Here is a 17,018-nt window from a genome sequence, read left to right on the forward strand (position 1 = left end):
GTCAGGCCGCGCAGGAATGGGTGGGCGGGACGCCGGTTTCGACGATGTCGGCGTGTACGGTAGAACTTTCCTCGACGATCTGCATCGGCCGCAGCCCCAGGCGCTCGAACAGGGCCAGGTCGCGCTCGGTGTCCGGGTTACCGGTGGTCAGCAGCTTTTCGCCGTAGAAGATCGAGTTGGCGCCGGCCAGGAAGCACAGCGCCTGCAGCTCGTCGGACATGCTCTCGCGGCCGGCCGACAGGCGCACCATGGAGCGCGGCATCAGCAGGCGGGCCACCGCGATGGTGCGCACGAACTCGAACGGGTCCAGCTCGGCCGTGCCCGCCAGCGGCGTGCCCTCGACCTGGACCAGGCGGTTGATCGGCACCGAATCCGGGTGCGCGGGCAGGTTGGCCAGGGTCTGCAGCAGGCCGGCGCGCTGCGCGCGCGACTCGCCCATGCCGACGATGCCGCCGCAGCAGGTCTTCATGCCCACGTCGCGCACGTGCGCCAGCGTGTCCAGGCGGTCCTGGAACTCGCGGGTGTGGATGATCTCGTTGTAGAACTCCGGCGCGGTGTCCAGGTTGTGGTTGTAGTAGTCCAGGCCGGCCGCCTTCAGCGCCAGCGCCTGTTCGCCCGAGAGCATGCCCAGGGTGGCGCAGGTCTCCAGGCCCAGGGCCTTCACTTCGCTGATCATGGCCGCCACCTTGGGGATGTCGCGGTCCTTGGGCGAGCGCCAGGCCGCGCCCATGCAGAAGCGCGAGGCGCCGGCGGCCTTGGCCTGCTTGGCCTTTTCCAGCACCGTCTCGGTGCTCATCAGCTTGGTCGCGTCCACGCCGGTGTGGTAACGCGCCGCCTGCGGGCAGTAGCCGCAGTCCTCGGGGCAGCCGCCGGTCTTCACCGACAACAAAGTGCTGACCTGGACCTCGGTCGCGTCGAAATGCTCGCGGTGGACGCTGGCCGCACGGTGCAGCAGCTCCGGGAACGGCAGGTCGAATAGCGCGCGGACTTCGGCGCGCGACCAGTCGTGGCGCAGCGCCCGGGGGGACGTTACGGACGGCTCGGCGGGGACTTTACTGACAACGGACATGGGCGGCTTCCGACGGACGACGCGAGGCAGGAGCGGCAGTCTGGAAAGCATGGACCCACCTGTCAACCAAATCCCGACCGCCGCGGTTGACGGCCCGCCCGCCGGCTGGGCCCGGCTGGCCCGCGCGCTGTGGCCGCCGCGCTGCCTGGCCTGCCGGGAGCCGGGCCAGGGCGCGCTGGACCTGTGCGCGGCCTGCGCGCGCGACCTGCCCTGGAACCGGTGCGCCTGCAGCCACTGCGCCCTGCCCTTGCCGGCGCCGGGGGTGTGCGGGGCCTGCCTGCGCAAGCCGCCGCCGCTGGACGCGGTGCGCGCGGCCTTCGTCTACGCCGCGCCGCTGGACCAATGGTTGCGGCGTTTCAAATTCCACGACGATCTCGCCGCCGGCCGGCTGCTGGCGGCGCTGATGGCCGCCGACCCGCAGCGGCCGCCGGCCCTGCCCGCGGCCACGGCCCTGGTCGCGGTGCCGCTGGCGCGGCGGCGCCTGCGCGCGCGCGGCTACGACCAGGGGCGCGAGCTGGCCCGGCCGCTGGCGCGCGCCTTGGGCGTGCCGCTGCTGGGCGGGGCCTTGCGGCGCGTGCGCGACACCGCCGCGCAGTCGCGGCTGGACGCGCCCGCGCGCCGGCGCAACCTGCGCGGCGCCTTCCTCGCCACCTTCGACGGCGCGCCGCCGCCGCGGGTGTTGCTGGTGGACGACGTGATGACCACGGGCGCGACCTTGCATGCGGCGGCGGCCGCGCTCAAACGCGCGGGGGTGGCGCAGGTGGAGGCTTGGGTATGTGCGCGGGTGCCGTGAAGACGCTTAGCCACCCGCGGCGGCGCCCACCGCGTTCAGTCGGACAGATGCTTGTCGATCTTGGCGCCGATGGCATCCATAGCGCCCTGCTGCCAGCCGTCCTGCAGCTGATGCAATTCGCGGCTGTAGAACAGCAGCATGCCGATCGACAGGTACAGGAAGACCACCGTCGCGATCAAGGCCAGCGCCCAGGGATTGGTCCAGGACACTTGGCTACTGCGCAACAGCAGCGTCGTCACCAGGGTCATGCCGATCGTCAGGATGGACGCCACTCCCATGAACACTGCCGATCGCGTGCGATCGCCTTCGAACTCGATGGCGCGCAGGGTCAGATAGGCATGGATGTCGGCCCGGCGTTCCGGATTGGTCGCACGCGAGGCCAGTTCTCGCGCCAGCGCCCGTCCCTGCTCACTGGCCTGGCGAGTCTCGGCGATGCGCCGGCGCAGAGTGCGCGCGAAGCGCCACAACCCGCCGATGATGAGCACCACGCCACCGAGTACGCCGAGGATGTCCGCTATCGTCGAAAGCTCCATGGCCCGATTCTAATCAAGGCCGATCCGCACCGGGAGGCGTTCGCCCTCGGCGCAAAGCCGCTGCCGCTACGGCATCACCGGCGGCTGGTAGGTCAGCGTCAGCCCCAGCGCCCACAGCAGGCCCAGCACCAGCGGGATATGCACCAGCAGCTGGACGAAGGTGAAGCCGACGATGTCGCGCGCCTTCAGCCCCAGCACGCCCAGCAGCGGCAGCATCCAGAACGGGTTGATCAGGTTGGGCAGGGCCTCGGCGGCGTTGTAGACCTGCACTGCCCAGCCCAGGTGCACCTTCAGATCGTTGGCGGCCTGCATCACATACGGCGCCTCGATGATCCACTTGCCGCCGCCGGAGGGCACGAAGAAACCCAGCACCGCCGAGTAGGCGCCCATCACGATCGAGAAGGTCTCGGCGTTGGCGACGCGCACGAACACGCTGGACAGGTGGTGGGCCAGGGTTTCGCCGCCGTGGCCGGGCGCAGCGGTGAGCAGCGCGGCGATGCCGCCGTACAGCGGGAACTGGATCAGCACGCCGGTGGTGCTGGGCACCGCGCGCGCGACCGCATCCAGGAAGCTGCGCGGGCGCCAGTGCAGCAGCAGGCCCAGGGTCAGGAACAGGAAGTTGTAGGTGTTGAGGCTGGCAATGGCGGTCACCGCCGGCTTGTTCGCGAACTCGTACGCCAGCCAGCCCAGGCCCAGCGCCGACAATGCGAGGGTGATCAGCGGGCTGTACTCCAGCCATTCGCCCGGGCGCGTGCGCGGCGGCAGCGCCGGCGCGGCGTCGCGCGCTTCGGCCACGAATTCGCTCGCGCGCCGCACCGAAGCGCCGCGCGGCGCGGTCACGTAGCACACCAGCAGCGAGACCAGGATCAGCGCGGCGGTCAGCGCGATCGACTGCCACAGGAAGATGGTCTGGCTGAAGGGAATCACGCCGGTGATCGCCAGCAGCGCCGGCGGCATGCTCGCGGGATTGGCCTGCAGCTGCGCGGCCGAGGAGCTCAGGCCCATCGCCCACACTGCGCCCAGGCCCAGGTAGGCGGCCGCGCCGGCGGCGCGGTAGTCCATGTCCAAGTCCTCGCGGCGCGCCAGCGCGCGCACCAGCAGGCCGCCGAACACCAGCGAGAAGCCCCAGCTCAGCAGCGAGGTCAGCATGCTCAGCAGGCCCACGTAGCAGACCGCGCCGCGTCCGCTGCGCGGCACCCGCGCCAGCGCGTCGATCAGCTTGGCCACCGCCGGCGCGGTGGCCACCACGTAACCGCCGATGACCACGAAGGCCATCTGCATGGTGAAGGGAATCAGGCTCCAGTAGCCCTCGCCGAAGGCGCTCACCGTGGCCCGGGGCGTGGCGCCGAAGGCCAACGCAACCGCCGCCACGGCCACCACCGCCAGCGCGGCGAATACGTAGGCATCGGGAAACCAGCGCTCGGCCCAGGCGGCGCTGCGCAAAGCGAAGCGGGCAAGCGGACCATCGGTGGCGGTGAGGGGCGTGCTGGCATTCATGGCAAGGGATTCCGAGGTGGCCGCGTCATGGTCGGCCACGACAGGCGTGGCGCCACTAGCACTTTAGTCGCAGCGCGGGCGCAAGGGACGGCGCCCTCATTTCGACACCCCGCTTTGGGGGAGGAACGTCATAAGCCGCCACTGCGACGAAGGCCGCGCCACCCCTGTAGGAGCTGCGCAAGCTGCGACCGCGAATCCGCAACTACTGCGACGGCCTCGGTCTGCGTGTGATCTGCTTTCTGTAGGAGCGGCGTGAGCCGCGATCAGCTCCGAACTCGCGAGGGTGTGTGGGTGTGCTTTTTTAGGAGCAACAGCAACAGCTTCCGTCCGCAAGCGGCCGGGTTATTTTCTTTTGATAAGCGTCAAAAGAAAGTTACCAAAGAAAAACGCTTCGCCAGAGCTCCCGTGCGAGAGCGGAGTGGGCGCGGGGATTTTTCGATAGGTCATCCCTGGCCTAGCGAAAAAACGGCGCACCTCCTGTGCGCCGCCCTACGGGTCTTCTATTGGGATGGCGAGTTCGGAGCCCGAGCGAGGGTCAAGAGCATTCGCGCTGCGCGCTCACCCCTCACCCTAGCCCTCTCCCGCAAGCGGGGTGAGGGGCGGCGCTTGCGAGCCACTGGCTCGCGCCGCACCGAACGCCCGACCGCTATGCGGTCGGGCCGGGGTGCTGGTTGAAGTCGGCGGTGATGATGCCTGCTTTAGCCCCTCTCCCGCTTGCGGGAGAGGGGTTGGGGTGAGGGCAGCTCGCAAGCAGACTCGCTCCGTATCAAACGCCTACCCGCTGCGCGGCCCGATTGGAGCGCGGTTCGAAATGTGGTCGTGCGCCCCTGCTAATCCTTTTACCCCCGGTCATCCGCATCGGCGTCAAATCCACTCTCCCTTCTACGTCAGCCCAATCTCACCCTCTGCGACGCCGCCCTGCTAGCGTCCCCACCCTTCCCCGGCGAGGCTCGCTTTGAAGACCGTCTACTACACCTCCTCCAGCCTCGACGGCTTCCTCGCCACCGAAAGCGACTCCCTGGACTGGCTGTTCCCACTGGGCGACATCGCCCAGACCAGCTATCCCGCCTTCATCGAAAGCGTAGGCGCGATCGCGATGGGCTCCTCGACCTACGAGTGGATCCTGCGCAACGCCGGGGCGGTGTCGGAGCAAACCGGCTCCGCTTGGCCTTACCTCCAGCCGACCTGGGTATTCACCACGCGTGAATTGCCGCGCATCGACGGCGCGCAGGTGACCTTCGCCCAAGGCGACGTGCGCGCCGCGCATCGGGACATGCAGGCCGCTGCCGACGGCAAAACGATCTGGATCATGGGCGGCGGCGATCTGGCCGGCCAGTTCCACGATGCCGGGCTGCTGGACGAAATCGTCGTCCAGATCGGCTCGGCCACGCTAGGCCGGGGCAAGCCGCTGTTCCCACGCCAGGTGCTGGGCCCGGGCCTGAGCCTGGTGTCGGTTAATCAGGTGGGCAGCGGTTTCGCCGAATTGAGCTACCGCGTATCGAAGGACGCGCGCTGAGCCGATGCGCGTCCGTCTGCCCGCGGTGAGAGCGGGCGCCCCGCTCAGTACCCTGTCGGATCCGCCGCAAACCGTACCGGCACGGTGATCGTCGCAGTGCCGCCGTTGTTGAGGCTCACGCTGAGATTGACCGCGCTGTCGCCGGCATTGCCGCCCGAAGCCGGGCAGCTGCCGCCGGTCGCGGTGCAGGACCACGCGCCGGCCAGGGTCACCCCGGTAGGCAAACTGTCGCTGACCGTGGCGGCATTGGCCGCATCCGGCCCGCTATTGACCACGGTCAGGGTGTAGCTCGCGGTGCCGCCGGGCGTGTACGTGGTTGCGCCGTCGCTCTTGCTGATGCTCAGGTCGGCCTGGCGCAGCGCATTGACGATGGTGCAGCTGAGGTCGTCGCCGGCGGCGGGCGAGAACTCCGGCCACTGCTGCCGATTGCCCGCGTTGCTGCCGCTGCCCGAGGGCAGCACCGTGGCCGAACCGCTGTGGGCGTTGCTGCAGCTCAGCGACACGCGGTAGTCGGTCAGCGCCTGGTCGGCGCCGCCGGGCGTGGTGCGGATGGCTTCCTCGAACTGCATGGTGTTGCCGGCCGGCACGATCACCACGCCGGTGGTCGCCGTGCCAGGCAGGGTGCCGCCGCTGGTCGCGGCGCTGGCGGCCAGGATGCCGCCGGAATAGACGCGCACCGTGGCCTGGTGATTGCCGGCGAAACGCGCCTGCAATTGCTTGGACAGGCTCACCCACACCGGCGTGGGCGTGGGCCGGCAAGCGGAAGCGTCGAAGTTGGTGTTGCTGATCAAACCGCGCAGCACCGCGCGCGCGGCGTTGTGCAAGCCGCTGCCCGACGCGCTGGGCGAGGCGCAGGCGTCGTTGCCCGTGCCGCCGCCGCGGGCGATGCGCACGCGCACGTCGATCACATAGGTGTCGGTCTGCCCCGCCGCGAGGTTGCGCCATTGTCCCTGCAGCTGCCACGGCCCGCCGCCGGTCAGCGCGGCCGAGGCGCCGCCGTTGAGGGTGTAGCTGGCCGAGACCACGCTGGCATCGGGATCGAAACCCGGCGTGTCGGTCAGGCTGTAGCTCGCGCTCACCAGGCTGGGGTTGTTCACCGCCACGGTGTAGCGGATGTCGGCCAGGTCGGCGCTGCCGGCCACGGTCACCGGCGCGGCCGCGTTCTTGGTGATGGCCAGGTTGGCGTCGTCGTCGGTGATGGTGTAGCTGCGCGTGTTCTGCGCGGCAGCGCCGCAGGTGCCGCTGGAAGCGATCAGGAACGGCGCCGGCACCGCCGTGGGCGGGGAAACGCTGAGCGTGATGGTCTCGTTCGCTTCGGGCAGAAAATCGCTGGTGATCGCGATCGGCAGCGTGATCAGGCTGCTCGCGCCGCCGTCGTAGGTGCCCGCCGGCACCGTCACGTTGAACGTCGTCGCATTGCCCGGCGTGGTGTAGTCCACCCCCAGGGTCGCGGTGCCGCCGGTCACCTGCACCTGCACCGTGATGCCGCCGGCCGGCACGGTGCCGTTGATGCGCAGCGCCGGTAGGTTGCCGCCGGTGGATTCGGGCGAGGAGCTGCTGGGCTGGTCGAACTCGACGAAGGGCCGCAGCACCAGTTGGATCGCGTCCAGGAAGTTGCCGACGGTGAGATCGCCGCCGGCGGTGCTGATGGACTCGAAACCCAGGCTGTTGGTGCCGGTGGCGCCGGCATAGCTGAAGTTGCCGGCGTAATCGACCCAGCCGTTGCCGCCGGCCACCGGCGTGCTGGCGGTGCCCTGCGACACGACCGGCGTATCGAACGTGCCGTTGCTGGTGGTGCCCACGCGGATCACGGTGGAGGACGCGCCGACCTTCATCTCGGCGATGTCGCGCACCGTGGCGCTGCTGCGGCCGCGATGGCTGAACACCCAGTCGATGCGCTCGCCGTTGATCATGCACACGTTCTGGTACATGCGCGATGTGGCCGCGGCGTTGAGCTCGGCGAACTGCCGGCCCTCGCGCGCGGGCACGCCGTTGAAACTGTTGGCCCACAGTTCCATCAGCCGGCCCGTGGTGCCGACCGAGCCGGCCGGCACGCAGGTGCCGCTGGCGGTGCCGTTGGGATGGGTGGTGGTCCAGCCGGGGATCGCGCCCTCGGGGATCAGCGCGTAGCAGGCGGTGGTGCCGTTACCCAGCACCGGCTGCTCGAAACCGATGTTGACGAAACTGCGCTGGACCTGCGCGGCGGCAGGAAACGCGAGGCAGACGGCGGCTAACGCGGTCAGGCCGCGTGCGAACGGACGTAAGACCATGGACTCCCCCTGTAGCGTGACTAGTGTCACAAAATCACGGAGGGCGTACCTGAACTGGTCTTCACATGCCGCTGTTTTTAATCACTTTTCCACAAAAACGGTGCCAGCCGTCCCGTCAGGGCTTGGCCGCCTTGGGCGGCTCCGGCGGTACCTCGGAGCGCGGGCGCTTGCCCGAGCCGATGATGGCCTCGGCCCGGATTTCCATTGGCGCGCCCTTGGAGAACAGCGCGGTGGTGCCCACCGCGGTCCAGGCCGGGTAATGGTCCTTGAAGAACTCGCGGTGCACCTTCAGCGCCGGCGCGGCGCGGCGGCGGAACTCCTCGTGGTCCTGGGCCACGTGGAAGCTGGTCAGTTCGACCACGTCCTCCAGGCTGGCGCCGGCGCGCTTGAGGTGCGCCTCCAACTGCTGGAAGGCCCAGCGGATCTTGGCCTCGTCGTCGGCGCCCTCGATGGCCGGGATGCCCGACACGATCACCCGGTCGCCGATGCGCACCACCGGGGTGTAGTGGAAGCCGTGATACGAGCCTTCCCAGCCGGGCGGCGCCATGTGCACGCGCGTGGCGTCGTCCCCCGTGGCGGGCGCCGTCTGCGCGAACGCAGTGGCGGAAAATGCGGCGGCCAGACCGGCCAGGACGAACGCAGCGGGCACTCGGCGCATGACGGCGCTCCTTGCTCAGGACGGTGCCGCGATTCTAGGCACGGCCCGCCGGCCGCCCGCCCCTGCCGAAAGGCCTCAGCCGGCGCGCGCCGCGCCGCCCAGGGCGTAGTCCAGCGCCAGGCCGGCGAACACCGCCAGGCCCACCCAATGGTTGTGCAGGAAGGCCTTGAAGCAGGCCGCGCGCTCGCGCCGGCGCGCGATCGCGAACTGGTAGACGATCAGCAGCGCCGCCACGCCCAGGCCGGCGTAATACCAGACGCCCAGCCCGGCGCGCTGCCCCGCCAGCGCCAGCGCGGCCAGGAACAGCGCGTACAGCACGCCCTGCGCGACCAAGTCCATCTCGCCGAACAGGATCGCGGTGGACTTGGCGCCCATCTTCAGGTCGTCCTCGCGGTCGACCATGGCGTACCAGGTGTCGTAGGCGGTGGACCACAGGATGTTGGCCGCATACAGCAGCCAGGCCACCGCCGGCACCTCGCCGCGCACCGCCGCGAACGCCATCGGGATGCCCCAGCCGAAGGCCATGCCCAGGTAGACCTGCGGCAGGTAGGTGTAGCGCTTGAGGTAGGGGTAACTGGCCGCCAGCACCACGCCCACCACGCTCATCAGCACGGTCAGCCGGTTGGTGGTCAGCACCAGGGCGAAGGCGGCCAGCATCAGCACCGCGAACACGGCCAGCGCCTCGCGCCCGCGCACCGCGCCGGACGCCAGCGGGCGGTCCTTGGTGCGCTCCACATGCGGGTCCAGCCAGCGGTCGGCGTAGTCGTTGATCACGCAGCCGGCCGAGCGGGTCAGCCACACCCCGGCGCTGAACACGAACAGCAGCCACAGCGACGGCACTCCGCCCGCGGCCACCCACAGGCCCCACCAGGTCGGCCACAGCAGCAGCAACCAGCCGATCGGGCGGTCGCCGCGCACCAGCTTCCAGTACAGGCGCAGGCGCGCCTGCCAGGCCGGCACCGGGGCGGGAACGGGGGATTCGTAACGCTCGTAAGTCATCGGATCAGAGTAACAAGGCCGGCGGCGCGGACGCGGCGCCGGATCGGGCGGTTGCGCGCGGCGCCACCTTGGCCCGCGTTTGCGGCTAGAATGCCGATCCCGCGCGGCCCCGGCGAATACCGGTGCGGCACGGGATCTCAGCCAGGCGCCCGTAGCTCAGCCGGATAGAGTAGTGGCTTCCGAAGCCATTGGTCGGGGGTTCGAATCCCTCCGGGCGCGCCACTCCCTGCCTGCGGGCGTGGGAGTGGGCTTTATACTGGCGCGCGGCCGCACCCGGTGCGGCTTTGTCGATGGCTACGCGGGCCCCGGCCGGGCTTGCGCAATAGGTGGATCGTGCGCAATTACGACCTCGAATTCCTGAAGAAATTCTCGATGGTGATCGGCTTCCTGATGCTGGTCACCCTCGGGCTGATGATCGCCGCCTACTTCGTGCACCAGCAGCTGCCGCCGGAGCCCAATCCGCAGGCGGTCAAGCGCCAGCAGGACCGCATCGCTCCGTCCGGCGCGGTCTACGCCGGCGCCACCGGCGCCTCGGCCCAGGCCGCCGCCAAGGCCGCCGCCGCCGCCAAGGCCGCGGCCCAGGTCGCCTACGGCGGCACCCTGGACGGCCAGGTGATCTTCGACAACCTCTGCGCGGGCTGCCACAAGTCCGGCGCCGGCGGTGCCCCGACCATGGACCAGGCCCATTGGGGCCCGCGTCTGGCCAAGGGCAAGGACACCCTGCACAAGCACGCGATCGAAGGCTTCACCGGCACCGCCGGCATCATGCCGCCCAAGGGCGGCAACCCGGCCCTGACCAACGAGCAGGTCGCCGCCACGGTCGACTGGATGCTGGGCAATCTGAAGTAAGCGCTTGCCCGCTTCGTCATACGCACAACGCCGCCTCCGGGCGGCGTTGTCGTTTCCGGATCCGCTTCTCATCAGCCGCTTCTCATCAGCCGCTCCGCCAGCCGATGTCTGACACGGTGCCGATGCTGCGATTCCCCAATTGACCGCCAGCCCGCCCGAAATCGGAGTCGGGCGTAGGCGTCCCGTCAGCGATGGCGGTTTACTGGGCCAAAGGGGACTCCATGCATTCGTTCCGCAAGACCGCGCCGACCCGCACACCCGACTGCCGACACGGCGATGGCTTGAGCGAACGGCGCCCGATCAGGCCGGTGTCCGGCCTGATCGGTGCCGTCCTCTCCCTGGGCCTGTGCTTCGGCGCGCAAGCGCACGAACAGAACGGCGCGCCCAATGCGGCCGGTACCCAGGCCACCACGCCCTCGGGCGTCACCATCACCTTGTCCCAGGTCGACGGCCCCGCCAGCGCCTGTCTGGACGGCTCCAGCCCGGGCGGCACCACCTTCACCGCCAACGGCGCCGCGTTCAACGGCAACCCACCCGCCAACTACGATCCTGGCATCAACACCGCCGCAACCAGCTTCAACCTGACCACGGCGGGCACCGCGGGCGCCTGCCAATTGGTTGCGGTCGGCGGCGAAGTGGTCAAGGGCACGGTCACGCTGAGCTTCAGTCAGCCGGTAACCAACCCGCGCCTGCATTTCGCCCGCGTGGGCGGCATCAACGGCACCGAGGCCCAGGTCACGGCCTGGACGCTGGCCAACGGCGCCACCGGCACCACCGCCGACATGACCGCGGTGGCCGGAGCGATGACCGTGATCGACGAACCTGGCGCGGGCACGCGCGCACGCTTGCAGACCACCAGCAACAACCCGACCACCGCCTGCGGCAATCCGGCCACCACCTCGGGTTGCGGCACGATCCGGGTCAACGGCACCTACACCGTGCTGAGCTTCAACGTGGCGCTGGCGCATCGCAGCGGTACCGGGCCGTTCAACCAGGCTGCCGACGCCTATGGCCTCATCGTCAGCATCGACGAGGACTTCGCCGACGCTCCCGCCAGCTACGGCGCCGCCAGCCACGCCTACGGCGACCTGGCCATCGGCAGCGGCGGCACCCCGGAACCGAATCCGCCCGTGGCCGGTGTGGCCGCCAACACCGGCGTCAGCGCCGACACCGCCACCACGATGTACGCCACCACCGCGGCCCTGGCGGTCACGCCGCTGGCCGGCGCCGCCGCGTCCACCGACACCGACAACGGCCTGGCCAGCCTGGCCGCCGTGGCCGGCAACGCGACCACCCACACCCTCACCGTGCCGGTCTCGGGCGCGAGCAAGGCCGGACAGCTGTGCGGCTGGATCGACTTCAACCGCAACGGCAGCTTCGACGGCGGCGAAAGCGCCTGCGCCGCGCTGGCGGCCAATGCCGCCAGCGCCAATCTCAATTGGACCCTGCCGGCCGGCAACGCCTATGTTGCCGGCAACAGCTATTTGCGTTTGCGCGCCGTCTACGGCGCGACCGCGCCGGCCGCGACCGGCGCGGCCGACAGCGGCGAGGTCGAGGACCACCGGATCGCGCTGCAGCCGCGCCTGCGCGTCAACAAGGCGATCGTGCCGAACACCGATGGCGGCCGCTTCAACCTCAGCATCAACCCCGCGCCGGCGGCCGCTTTCACCGCCAACAACCAGGGGCATGGCGGCAGCACCGGCTTCCAGTCCATTCCACTCGGCAGCGCGGTCGCGGTCGCCGAGACCGCGGGCACCGCCACCAACCTGGGCGCCTATCGCAGCAGCCTGAGCTGCACCAATCGCGCCGGCGCCACCGTGCTGGGACCGACCGCGGCCACCTCCGCCAACTACACCTACACCAGCGCCAGCACCAGCGGCGCGAGCAGCGACACGCCGGCCACCAGCGCCAACATCGACGACACCGAACTCACCTGCGTGTTCACCAATACCTTGAGCTCCGATCTATCGGTCACCAAGACCAACACCTTCGCGCCCGGCCAGGCCAGCGACCTGGCCAACGACACCGTGCAACGCGGTCCCACCACCTACACGCTGGTGGTCACCAACAACGGCCTGATGCCGGTCACCGGCGCGGTGGTGCGCGACACGCCGGGCGCCGGCATCGCCTGCGCTGCCGGCAACGCCGTCACGATCACCGGCAACGGCATCCCCGGCGGCGGCCCGTATACCGTCGGCCATCTGACCGGCGCAGGTGGCATCGTGTTGGGCGCTTTGGGCAGCGGGCAAAGCGCCACGCTGAGCTTTCAATGCACGGTGCAATGACGGACGCAGCCGCTGCATCGCGCCGGCTCCGACTTTCGGCTGATGGCACAAATATTCTGAGGATTTAGTAGCGATACGCCATTCGACTAGTGCCACTCAACACAAATCCACGCGCAATGTCCTGATTCGCGCGGTGAATTCGATTTGCTGATTCAAACCACCGCAATCATGGACGTTTGGAGCAGCGCGTGGATGGCATCTTCCACATCTTCGGTGGAAAGACCGGTCTTTCCGCCACCGCCGCGCGAGTACGAAGCCCCGCGCGATCGGCCTAGCGGTGGCGGCCGGCCGCGCAACCGCGTTGCGCGCGATGCTGTGCCTGGCCACGGCGCCGGCGATCGCGCCCGCAGCGGCGCAAACGCCTAGTCTGGTCCAGCGCAACTGCAATAACGTTTGGGGCGACGGTCTCACCGCCGACAACGGCCTGAACTTTTTCAACGTGAGCACCGCGCCCACGTCGGGCACCCCGCTGGTCACCAGCGGTTCCAACACGCGCGGCGCGGCCATGGCCATCGACGGGCGCACCGGCTACCTCTACGTGATCCAGGACGATCTGCGCATCGTCCGTTACGACGGCCGCAGCGGCGGCGGAACCCAGGTCGTGGACATGGACGGCGCGGGCGCCAATCCGTCGGCAGGCAACCGCTATGCGCGCGCCACCATCGTCAACGGCATCCTGTTGATCATGAGCTCGGGCGCCGCCTCGTCCACCGGCATGACGGCCGGGCAAGTGACCCCGGCGCCGGGCACGTCGCGGACCAGCGCGCCGGTCACGCTGTCCGGCCCATCGATCCGGCGGATAATGCGCCACCCCTCCTCGGCACCCTGACGATGCCCGCACCGCGCCCCCGTTCCGTCGCCCTGCTGCTGCCCTGCCTGCTCGCCGCCTGCGCCGCCGGGCCTGATGCGGCCCTGCGCGACGACGCTCCACGCACGCCGATCGGCGCGGTGCAGGGCCGCGAGACGCGCAGCCCCCTGGCCGGCAACGAAGTCACCGTGGGCGGCACCGTCACCGCCGCGCTCAGCGCCGGCGACGCGGCCGGGCCGGCGGGCTGGTTCGTGCAGGACGAAGGCGACGGCGACGAGGCCACGTCCGACGCGCTGTTCGTGCTCGCCGCCCCGGGCGTGTCGTTGCGCGTGGGCGACCGCGTGCGCGTGCACGGCCAGGTGCAGGAACTGGACACCGGCCGCGGCAGCCGCCTGACCGCGCTGCAGCCCAGCCTGGCACGCAGCCTGGGCCCGGGCCGCGCCGACACCGTGGTGCTGGACGCCGCACCCGCGGATTGGTCGCGCTACGAAGGCATGCGCGTCGGCATCGGCCGGCCGCTGACCCTGGCCGACAGCGGACAGATCGCCAGCGAAGGCCGCCCCCTGGTCGCCTTCGACGGCCCGCTGTGGCAGCCGGCCGAACGCGCCCAGCCCGGCAGCGAGGCCGCGCGCGCGGTTGCCGCCGACAACGCGCGCCGCCGCCTGTGGCTGGACGACGGCCGCCTGTCCGGCGCACCCGCGCTGGACAGCGGCGTGCTGCCGCCGGGCCTGGCCGCCGCACGCAGCGGCAGTACCCTGGACGGCGTGGAAGGCGTGCTCGATGCGCGCGACGGCGGCTGGCGCCTGCAACTCACCGCCACCCCGGTGCTGCACGCGGCCGCGCGCGCGCCGGCGCCGCGCGTGGGCGAGGACGGCGACCTGCGCGTGGCCGCCTTCAACCTGGAAAACCTGTTCAACGGCGACGGCCACGGCGCCGGGTTCCCGACCCCGCGCGGCGCGCGCACCGCGCAGGAGTACGCGCTGCAGCAGGACAAGCTGGTCGCCACCATCCAGGGCCTGCGCCCCGACGTGGCCGCGCTGATGGAGCTGGAGAACGACGGCTACGGCCCCGATTCCACCCTGGCCCAGCTGGTCGCGCGGCTCAACCGCGACGGCGGCCACTGGCGCTACGTGTCCACCTGCCGCCAGCCCTGCGCGGCCGATGCGCGCGGCCCCGGCGACGACCAGATCCGGGTCGGCCTGATCTACCGAGGCGACCGCGTGGCCCCGCGCGGCGCCGCCGCCAGCCTGCACGGCGGGCCCTTCGGCAACGGCAGCCGCGAACCGCTGGCGCAGGCCTTCGTGCCGCAGCGCGGCGGCCGCGCCGTCGGCCCGGCCTTCGTGGTCGTGGCCAACCACTTCAAGTCCAAGGGCTGCGGCCAGGCCCAGGGCGCCGACCGCGACCAGGGCGACGGCGCGGCCTGCTGGAATGCCCTGCGTACCGAGTCGGCGCGCCGCCTGGATGCCTGGCTGAAGACCGATCCCACCCGATCGGGCAGCGATCTGACGCTGATCCTCGGCGATCTGAACGCCTACGCCGAAGAAGACCCGGTGCGCCTGCTGAAGGACGCGGGCTGGCGCGACGCTTTCGCCGTGGCCGCCATCGAGCGCCCTTACAGCTACGTCTACCGCGGCGAACTGGGACGCCTGGACCACGCCCTGCTGAGCCCGGCGCTGGCCGGCCGCCTGCGCGGCGCGGCCGAGTGGCACAGCAACGCCGACGAGCCCGAAAGCGCCGGCTACCGTGGCGGCGGCGCCGGCCCCTGGCGCAGCTCCGACCACGACCCGCTGGTGCTGGCGCTGCGCCTGGCGCCGGGCCGCTGAGGCCCGCCCGGTATGATGCGCGCATGACCACCCCCGCCTTCCCCGGCGACGCCAGCACCGCGCTGACCCTGCAAGGGCCGGCCGGCGGGCTCGAAGCCATCGTCGAAGCAGCCGAAGCCGACACCCCGGCGCGGCCGCTGGTCGCGATCGTCTGCCACCCGCTGCCCACCGAGGGCGGGACCATGCACAACAAGGTCGTGACCATGACCGCGCGCTCCCTGCGCGAAAGCGGCGCGGCCACGGTGCGCTTCAACTACCGCGGCGTGGGCCAGTCCGAGGGCGAGTTCGACCACGGCAACGGCGAGGCCGACGACCTGCGCGCAGTCGCCGCCTGGGTCCGTGCCGCGCGCCCCGACGCCCAGCTCTGGCTGGCCGGTTTCAGCTTCGGCGCCTACGTCTCGCTGAAGCTGGCCGACGAGCTCAAGCCCGGCATGCTGATCTCGATCGCGCCGCCGGCCGGCCGCTGGGATTTCGCCGGCATCGTGCCGCCGGATTGCCCCTGGCTGGTGATCCAGGGCGAGGCCGACGAGATCGTCGATCCGCAGGCGGTGTACGCCTGGATCGACAGCCTCAAGCAGCCGCCGGAACTGGTGCGCATGCCCGACACCAGCCACTTCTTCCATCGCCGCCTGATCGACCTGCGCGGCGCGATCAAGAACGGCATCAAGCCCTACCTGCCCGCCGAGATCGGTTGACGCATGAGCGATGCCACCCCGGCGGCGCCGCCGTCGGCCGCCTATGCCGCCGGCCACGCGCGCGGCGACTGGAACGACGATCCCGCCCAGCACGCCGCGCTGGCCGAACTCGACCGCATCCATCACGCGCTGCTGGCGCCGCAACGCCGCGGCCTGCTCGACGGCCTGCTGGGCAAGAAGCCCGAACCGGTGCAGGGCCTGTACCTGTGGGGCGGCGTCGGCCGCGGCAAGACCTTCCTGATCGATCTGTTCTACGACGGCCTGCCGATCGCCGAGAAGCGCCGCACCCACTTCCACCGCTTCATGCGCGAGGTGCACGCGCAGCTGCGCGCGCACGCGGGCGAAAGCGATCCGCTGGCCAAGATCGCGCGGCAATGGCGGCGCGACCTGCGCGTGCTGGTGCTGGACGAGTTCTTCGTCATCGACATCGGCGACGCCATGCTGCTGGGGCGTTTGCTGGAACGGCTGTTCGCCGAAGGCGTGACCCTGGTGACCACGTCCAACACCGCGCCGCCGAATCTCTATGCCGATGGCCTGCAGCGCGACCGCTTCAAACCGGCGATCGAACAGATCCAGCGCCATTGCGCGGTGCTGTACCTGGACAGCGCGCACGACTACCGCCTGCGCGCGCTGACCCGCTCGCCGGTGTACCGCGCGCCGCTGGACGCCGAGTCCGACGCCTGGCTGGCCGCGCGCTGGAAGGAGTTGTCGATGGCCTGCCCCAAGGAGGCCGGCCCGCTGCATATCGACGGTCGCGACATCCCCGTGCGCGCCCTGGCCGAAGGCCACGCCTGGTTCGATTTCGCCGCGCTGTGCGAAGGGCCGCGCGCGGCCAGCGACTACATCGAGATCGCCACCGAGCACCACACCGTGCTGCTGGGCGGCATCCCGCTGTTCGACGGCCGCAACGACGATCCGGCGCGCCGCTTCGTCAACCTGATCGACGAGTTCTACGACCGCCACGTCAACCTGGTCTGCACCGCCGCGGCCGCGCCCACCGAGCTCTACCGCGGCCAGCGTTTGAGCGGCGCGTTCGAGCGCACCGCCTCGCGCCTGATCGAAATGCAGTCGGCCGAGTACCTGGCGCTGGAACATCGCGGCTGAGCGCCTAGGCCGAATCGGGATCGCGGCATCCTAACGGTGCCAACGCGCACCAGCGATCCGCACGAACACACGATCGCAACAAATGCGCCGCTACCCTCCCCCGACGGACGCGTTCAGGG

The 17,018-nt window shown here is 70.5% G+C and carries 14 protein-coding genes and 1 tRNA gene; 9 read left to right on the forward strand and 6 right to left on the reverse strand.

All coding sequences use genetic code 11. From position 1 onward, the window contains the following. Position 1: 1 nt before the first annotated feature. A complete protein-coding gene (bioB, locus tag DX914_RS15935) occupies positions 2-1,069 on the reverse strand; it encodes a biotin synthase BioB (RefSeq protein ID WP_115860557.1) in 1,068 nt (355 codons plus the stop codon). A gap of 49 nt (positions 1,070-1,118) precedes the next feature. Here bioB and DX914_RS15940 point away from each other — a divergent pair, with 49 nt between their 5' ends. Beyond that, positions 1,119-1,862 carry a ComF family protein gene (locus DX914_RS15940; protein ID WP_115860559.1) on the forward strand — a complete coding sequence of 248 codons (744 nt, stop codon included), beginning with the start codon at positions 1,119-1,121 and terminating at the stop codon, positions 1,860-1,862. A 35-nt stretch (positions 1,863-1,897) separates the two neighbouring features. Here DX914_RS15940 and DX914_RS15945 read toward each other — a convergent pair whose 3' ends face one another. Both DX914_RS15945 and DX914_RS15950 read right to left on the reverse strand, forming a co-directional pair. Beyond that, positions 1,898-2,395: a hypothetical protein gene (locus DX914_RS15945; RefSeq protein WP_147300702.1), complete on the reverse strand. Its 498-nt coding sequence runs from the start codon at positions 2,393-2,395 to the stop codon at positions 1,898-1,900. 66 nt (positions 2,396-2,461) lie between these two features. Beyond that, the gene (locus DX914_RS15950; RefSeq protein ID WP_115860563.1) at positions 2,462-3,892 is read right to left on the reverse strand and encodes a short-chain fatty acid transporter; all 1,431 of its coding nucleotides are present in this window, start codon (positions 3,890-3,892) and stop codon (positions 2,462-2,464) included. 955 nt (positions 3,893-4,847) lie between these two features. On the opposite strand from DX914_RS15950, the gene DX914_RS15955 reads away from it, so the two are divergent. Further along, the gene (locus DX914_RS15955) at positions 4,848-5,408 is read left to right on the forward strand and encodes a dihydrofolate reductase family protein (RefSeq protein ID WP_115860565.1); all 561 of its coding nucleotides are present in this window, start codon (positions 4,848-4,850) and stop codon (positions 5,406-5,408) included. A 44-nt stretch (positions 5,409-5,452) separates the two neighbouring features. Here the strand turns inward: DX914_RS15955 and DX914_RS15960 are convergent, their stop codons facing one another. The 3 genes from DX914_RS15960 to ubiA form a co-directional block, all read right to left on the reverse strand. Then, a complete protein-coding gene (locus tag DX914_RS15960; protein WP_115860567.1) occupies positions 5,453-7,678 on the reverse strand; it encodes a DUF11 domain-containing protein in 2,226 nt (741 codons plus the stop codon). Positions 7,679-7,793: 115 nt separating this feature from the next. After that, positions 7,794-8,336, reverse strand: a complete 543-nt coding sequence (locus tag DX914_RS15965) for a Rid family hydrolase (protein WP_196778940.1) — start codon at positions 8,334-8,336, stop codon at positions 7,794-7,796. Positions 8,337-8,411: 75 nt separating this feature from the next. Then, positions 8,412-9,335, reverse strand: coding sequence for a 4-hydroxybenzoate octaprenyltransferase (gene ubiA, locus DX914_RS15970; RefSeq protein ID WP_115860569.1), 924 nt, complete (start codon positions 9,333-9,335; stop codon positions 8,412-8,414). 145 nt (positions 9,336-9,480) lie between these two features. On the opposite strand from ubiA, the gene DX914_RS15975 reads away from it, so the two are divergent. The 7 genes from DX914_RS15975 (at position 9,481) to zapE (ending at position 16,899) form a co-directional block, all read left to right on the forward strand. Continuing rightward, positions 9,481-9,557 (forward strand) — tRNA-Arg (locus DX914_RS15975). A 111-nt stretch (positions 9,558-9,668) separates the two neighbouring features. After that, entirely contained in the window at positions 9,669-10,184 is a 516-nt protein-coding gene (locus DX914_RS15980; protein WP_115861233.1) for a c-type cytochrome, read from the forward strand. Positions 10,185-10,405: 221 nt separating this feature from the next. Next, a complete protein-coding gene (locus DX914_RS15985) occupies positions 10,406-12,469 on the forward strand; it encodes a GEVED domain-containing protein (RefSeq protein ID WP_158549358.1) in 2,064 nt (687 codons plus the stop codon). 277 nt (positions 12,470-12,746) lie between these two features. After that, entirely contained in the window at positions 12,747-13,298 is a 552-nt protein-coding gene (locus DX914_RS15990) for a hypothetical protein (protein ID WP_115860573.1), read from the forward strand. Between the two features lie 2 nt (positions 13,299-13,300). After that, a complete protein-coding gene (locus DX914_RS15995; RefSeq protein WP_115860575.1) occupies positions 13,301-15,100 on the forward strand; it encodes an ExeM/NucH family extracellular endonuclease in 1,800 nt (599 codons plus the stop codon). Between the two features lie 23 nt (positions 15,101-15,123). Further along, a complete protein-coding gene (locus tag DX914_RS16000) occupies positions 15,124-15,795 on the forward strand; it encodes an alpha/beta hydrolase (RefSeq protein WP_115860577.1) in 672 nt (223 codons plus the stop codon). A 3-nt stretch (positions 15,796-15,798) separates the two neighbouring features. Further along, on the forward strand, positions 15,799-16,899 hold the full coding sequence (gene zapE, locus DX914_RS16005; protein WP_115860579.1) for a cell division protein ZapE: 1,101 nt from the start codon (positions 15,799-15,801) through the stop codon (positions 16,897-16,899). The last annotated feature ends 119 nt before the right edge of the window (positions 16,900-17,018 follow it).

It is taken from the genome of Lysobacter silvisoli (assembly GCF_003382365.1).
In the GTDB taxonomy this organism is placed as follows: domain Bacteria; phylum Pseudomonadota; class Gammaproteobacteria; order Xanthomonadales; family Xanthomonadaceae; genus Lysobacter; species Lysobacter silvisoli.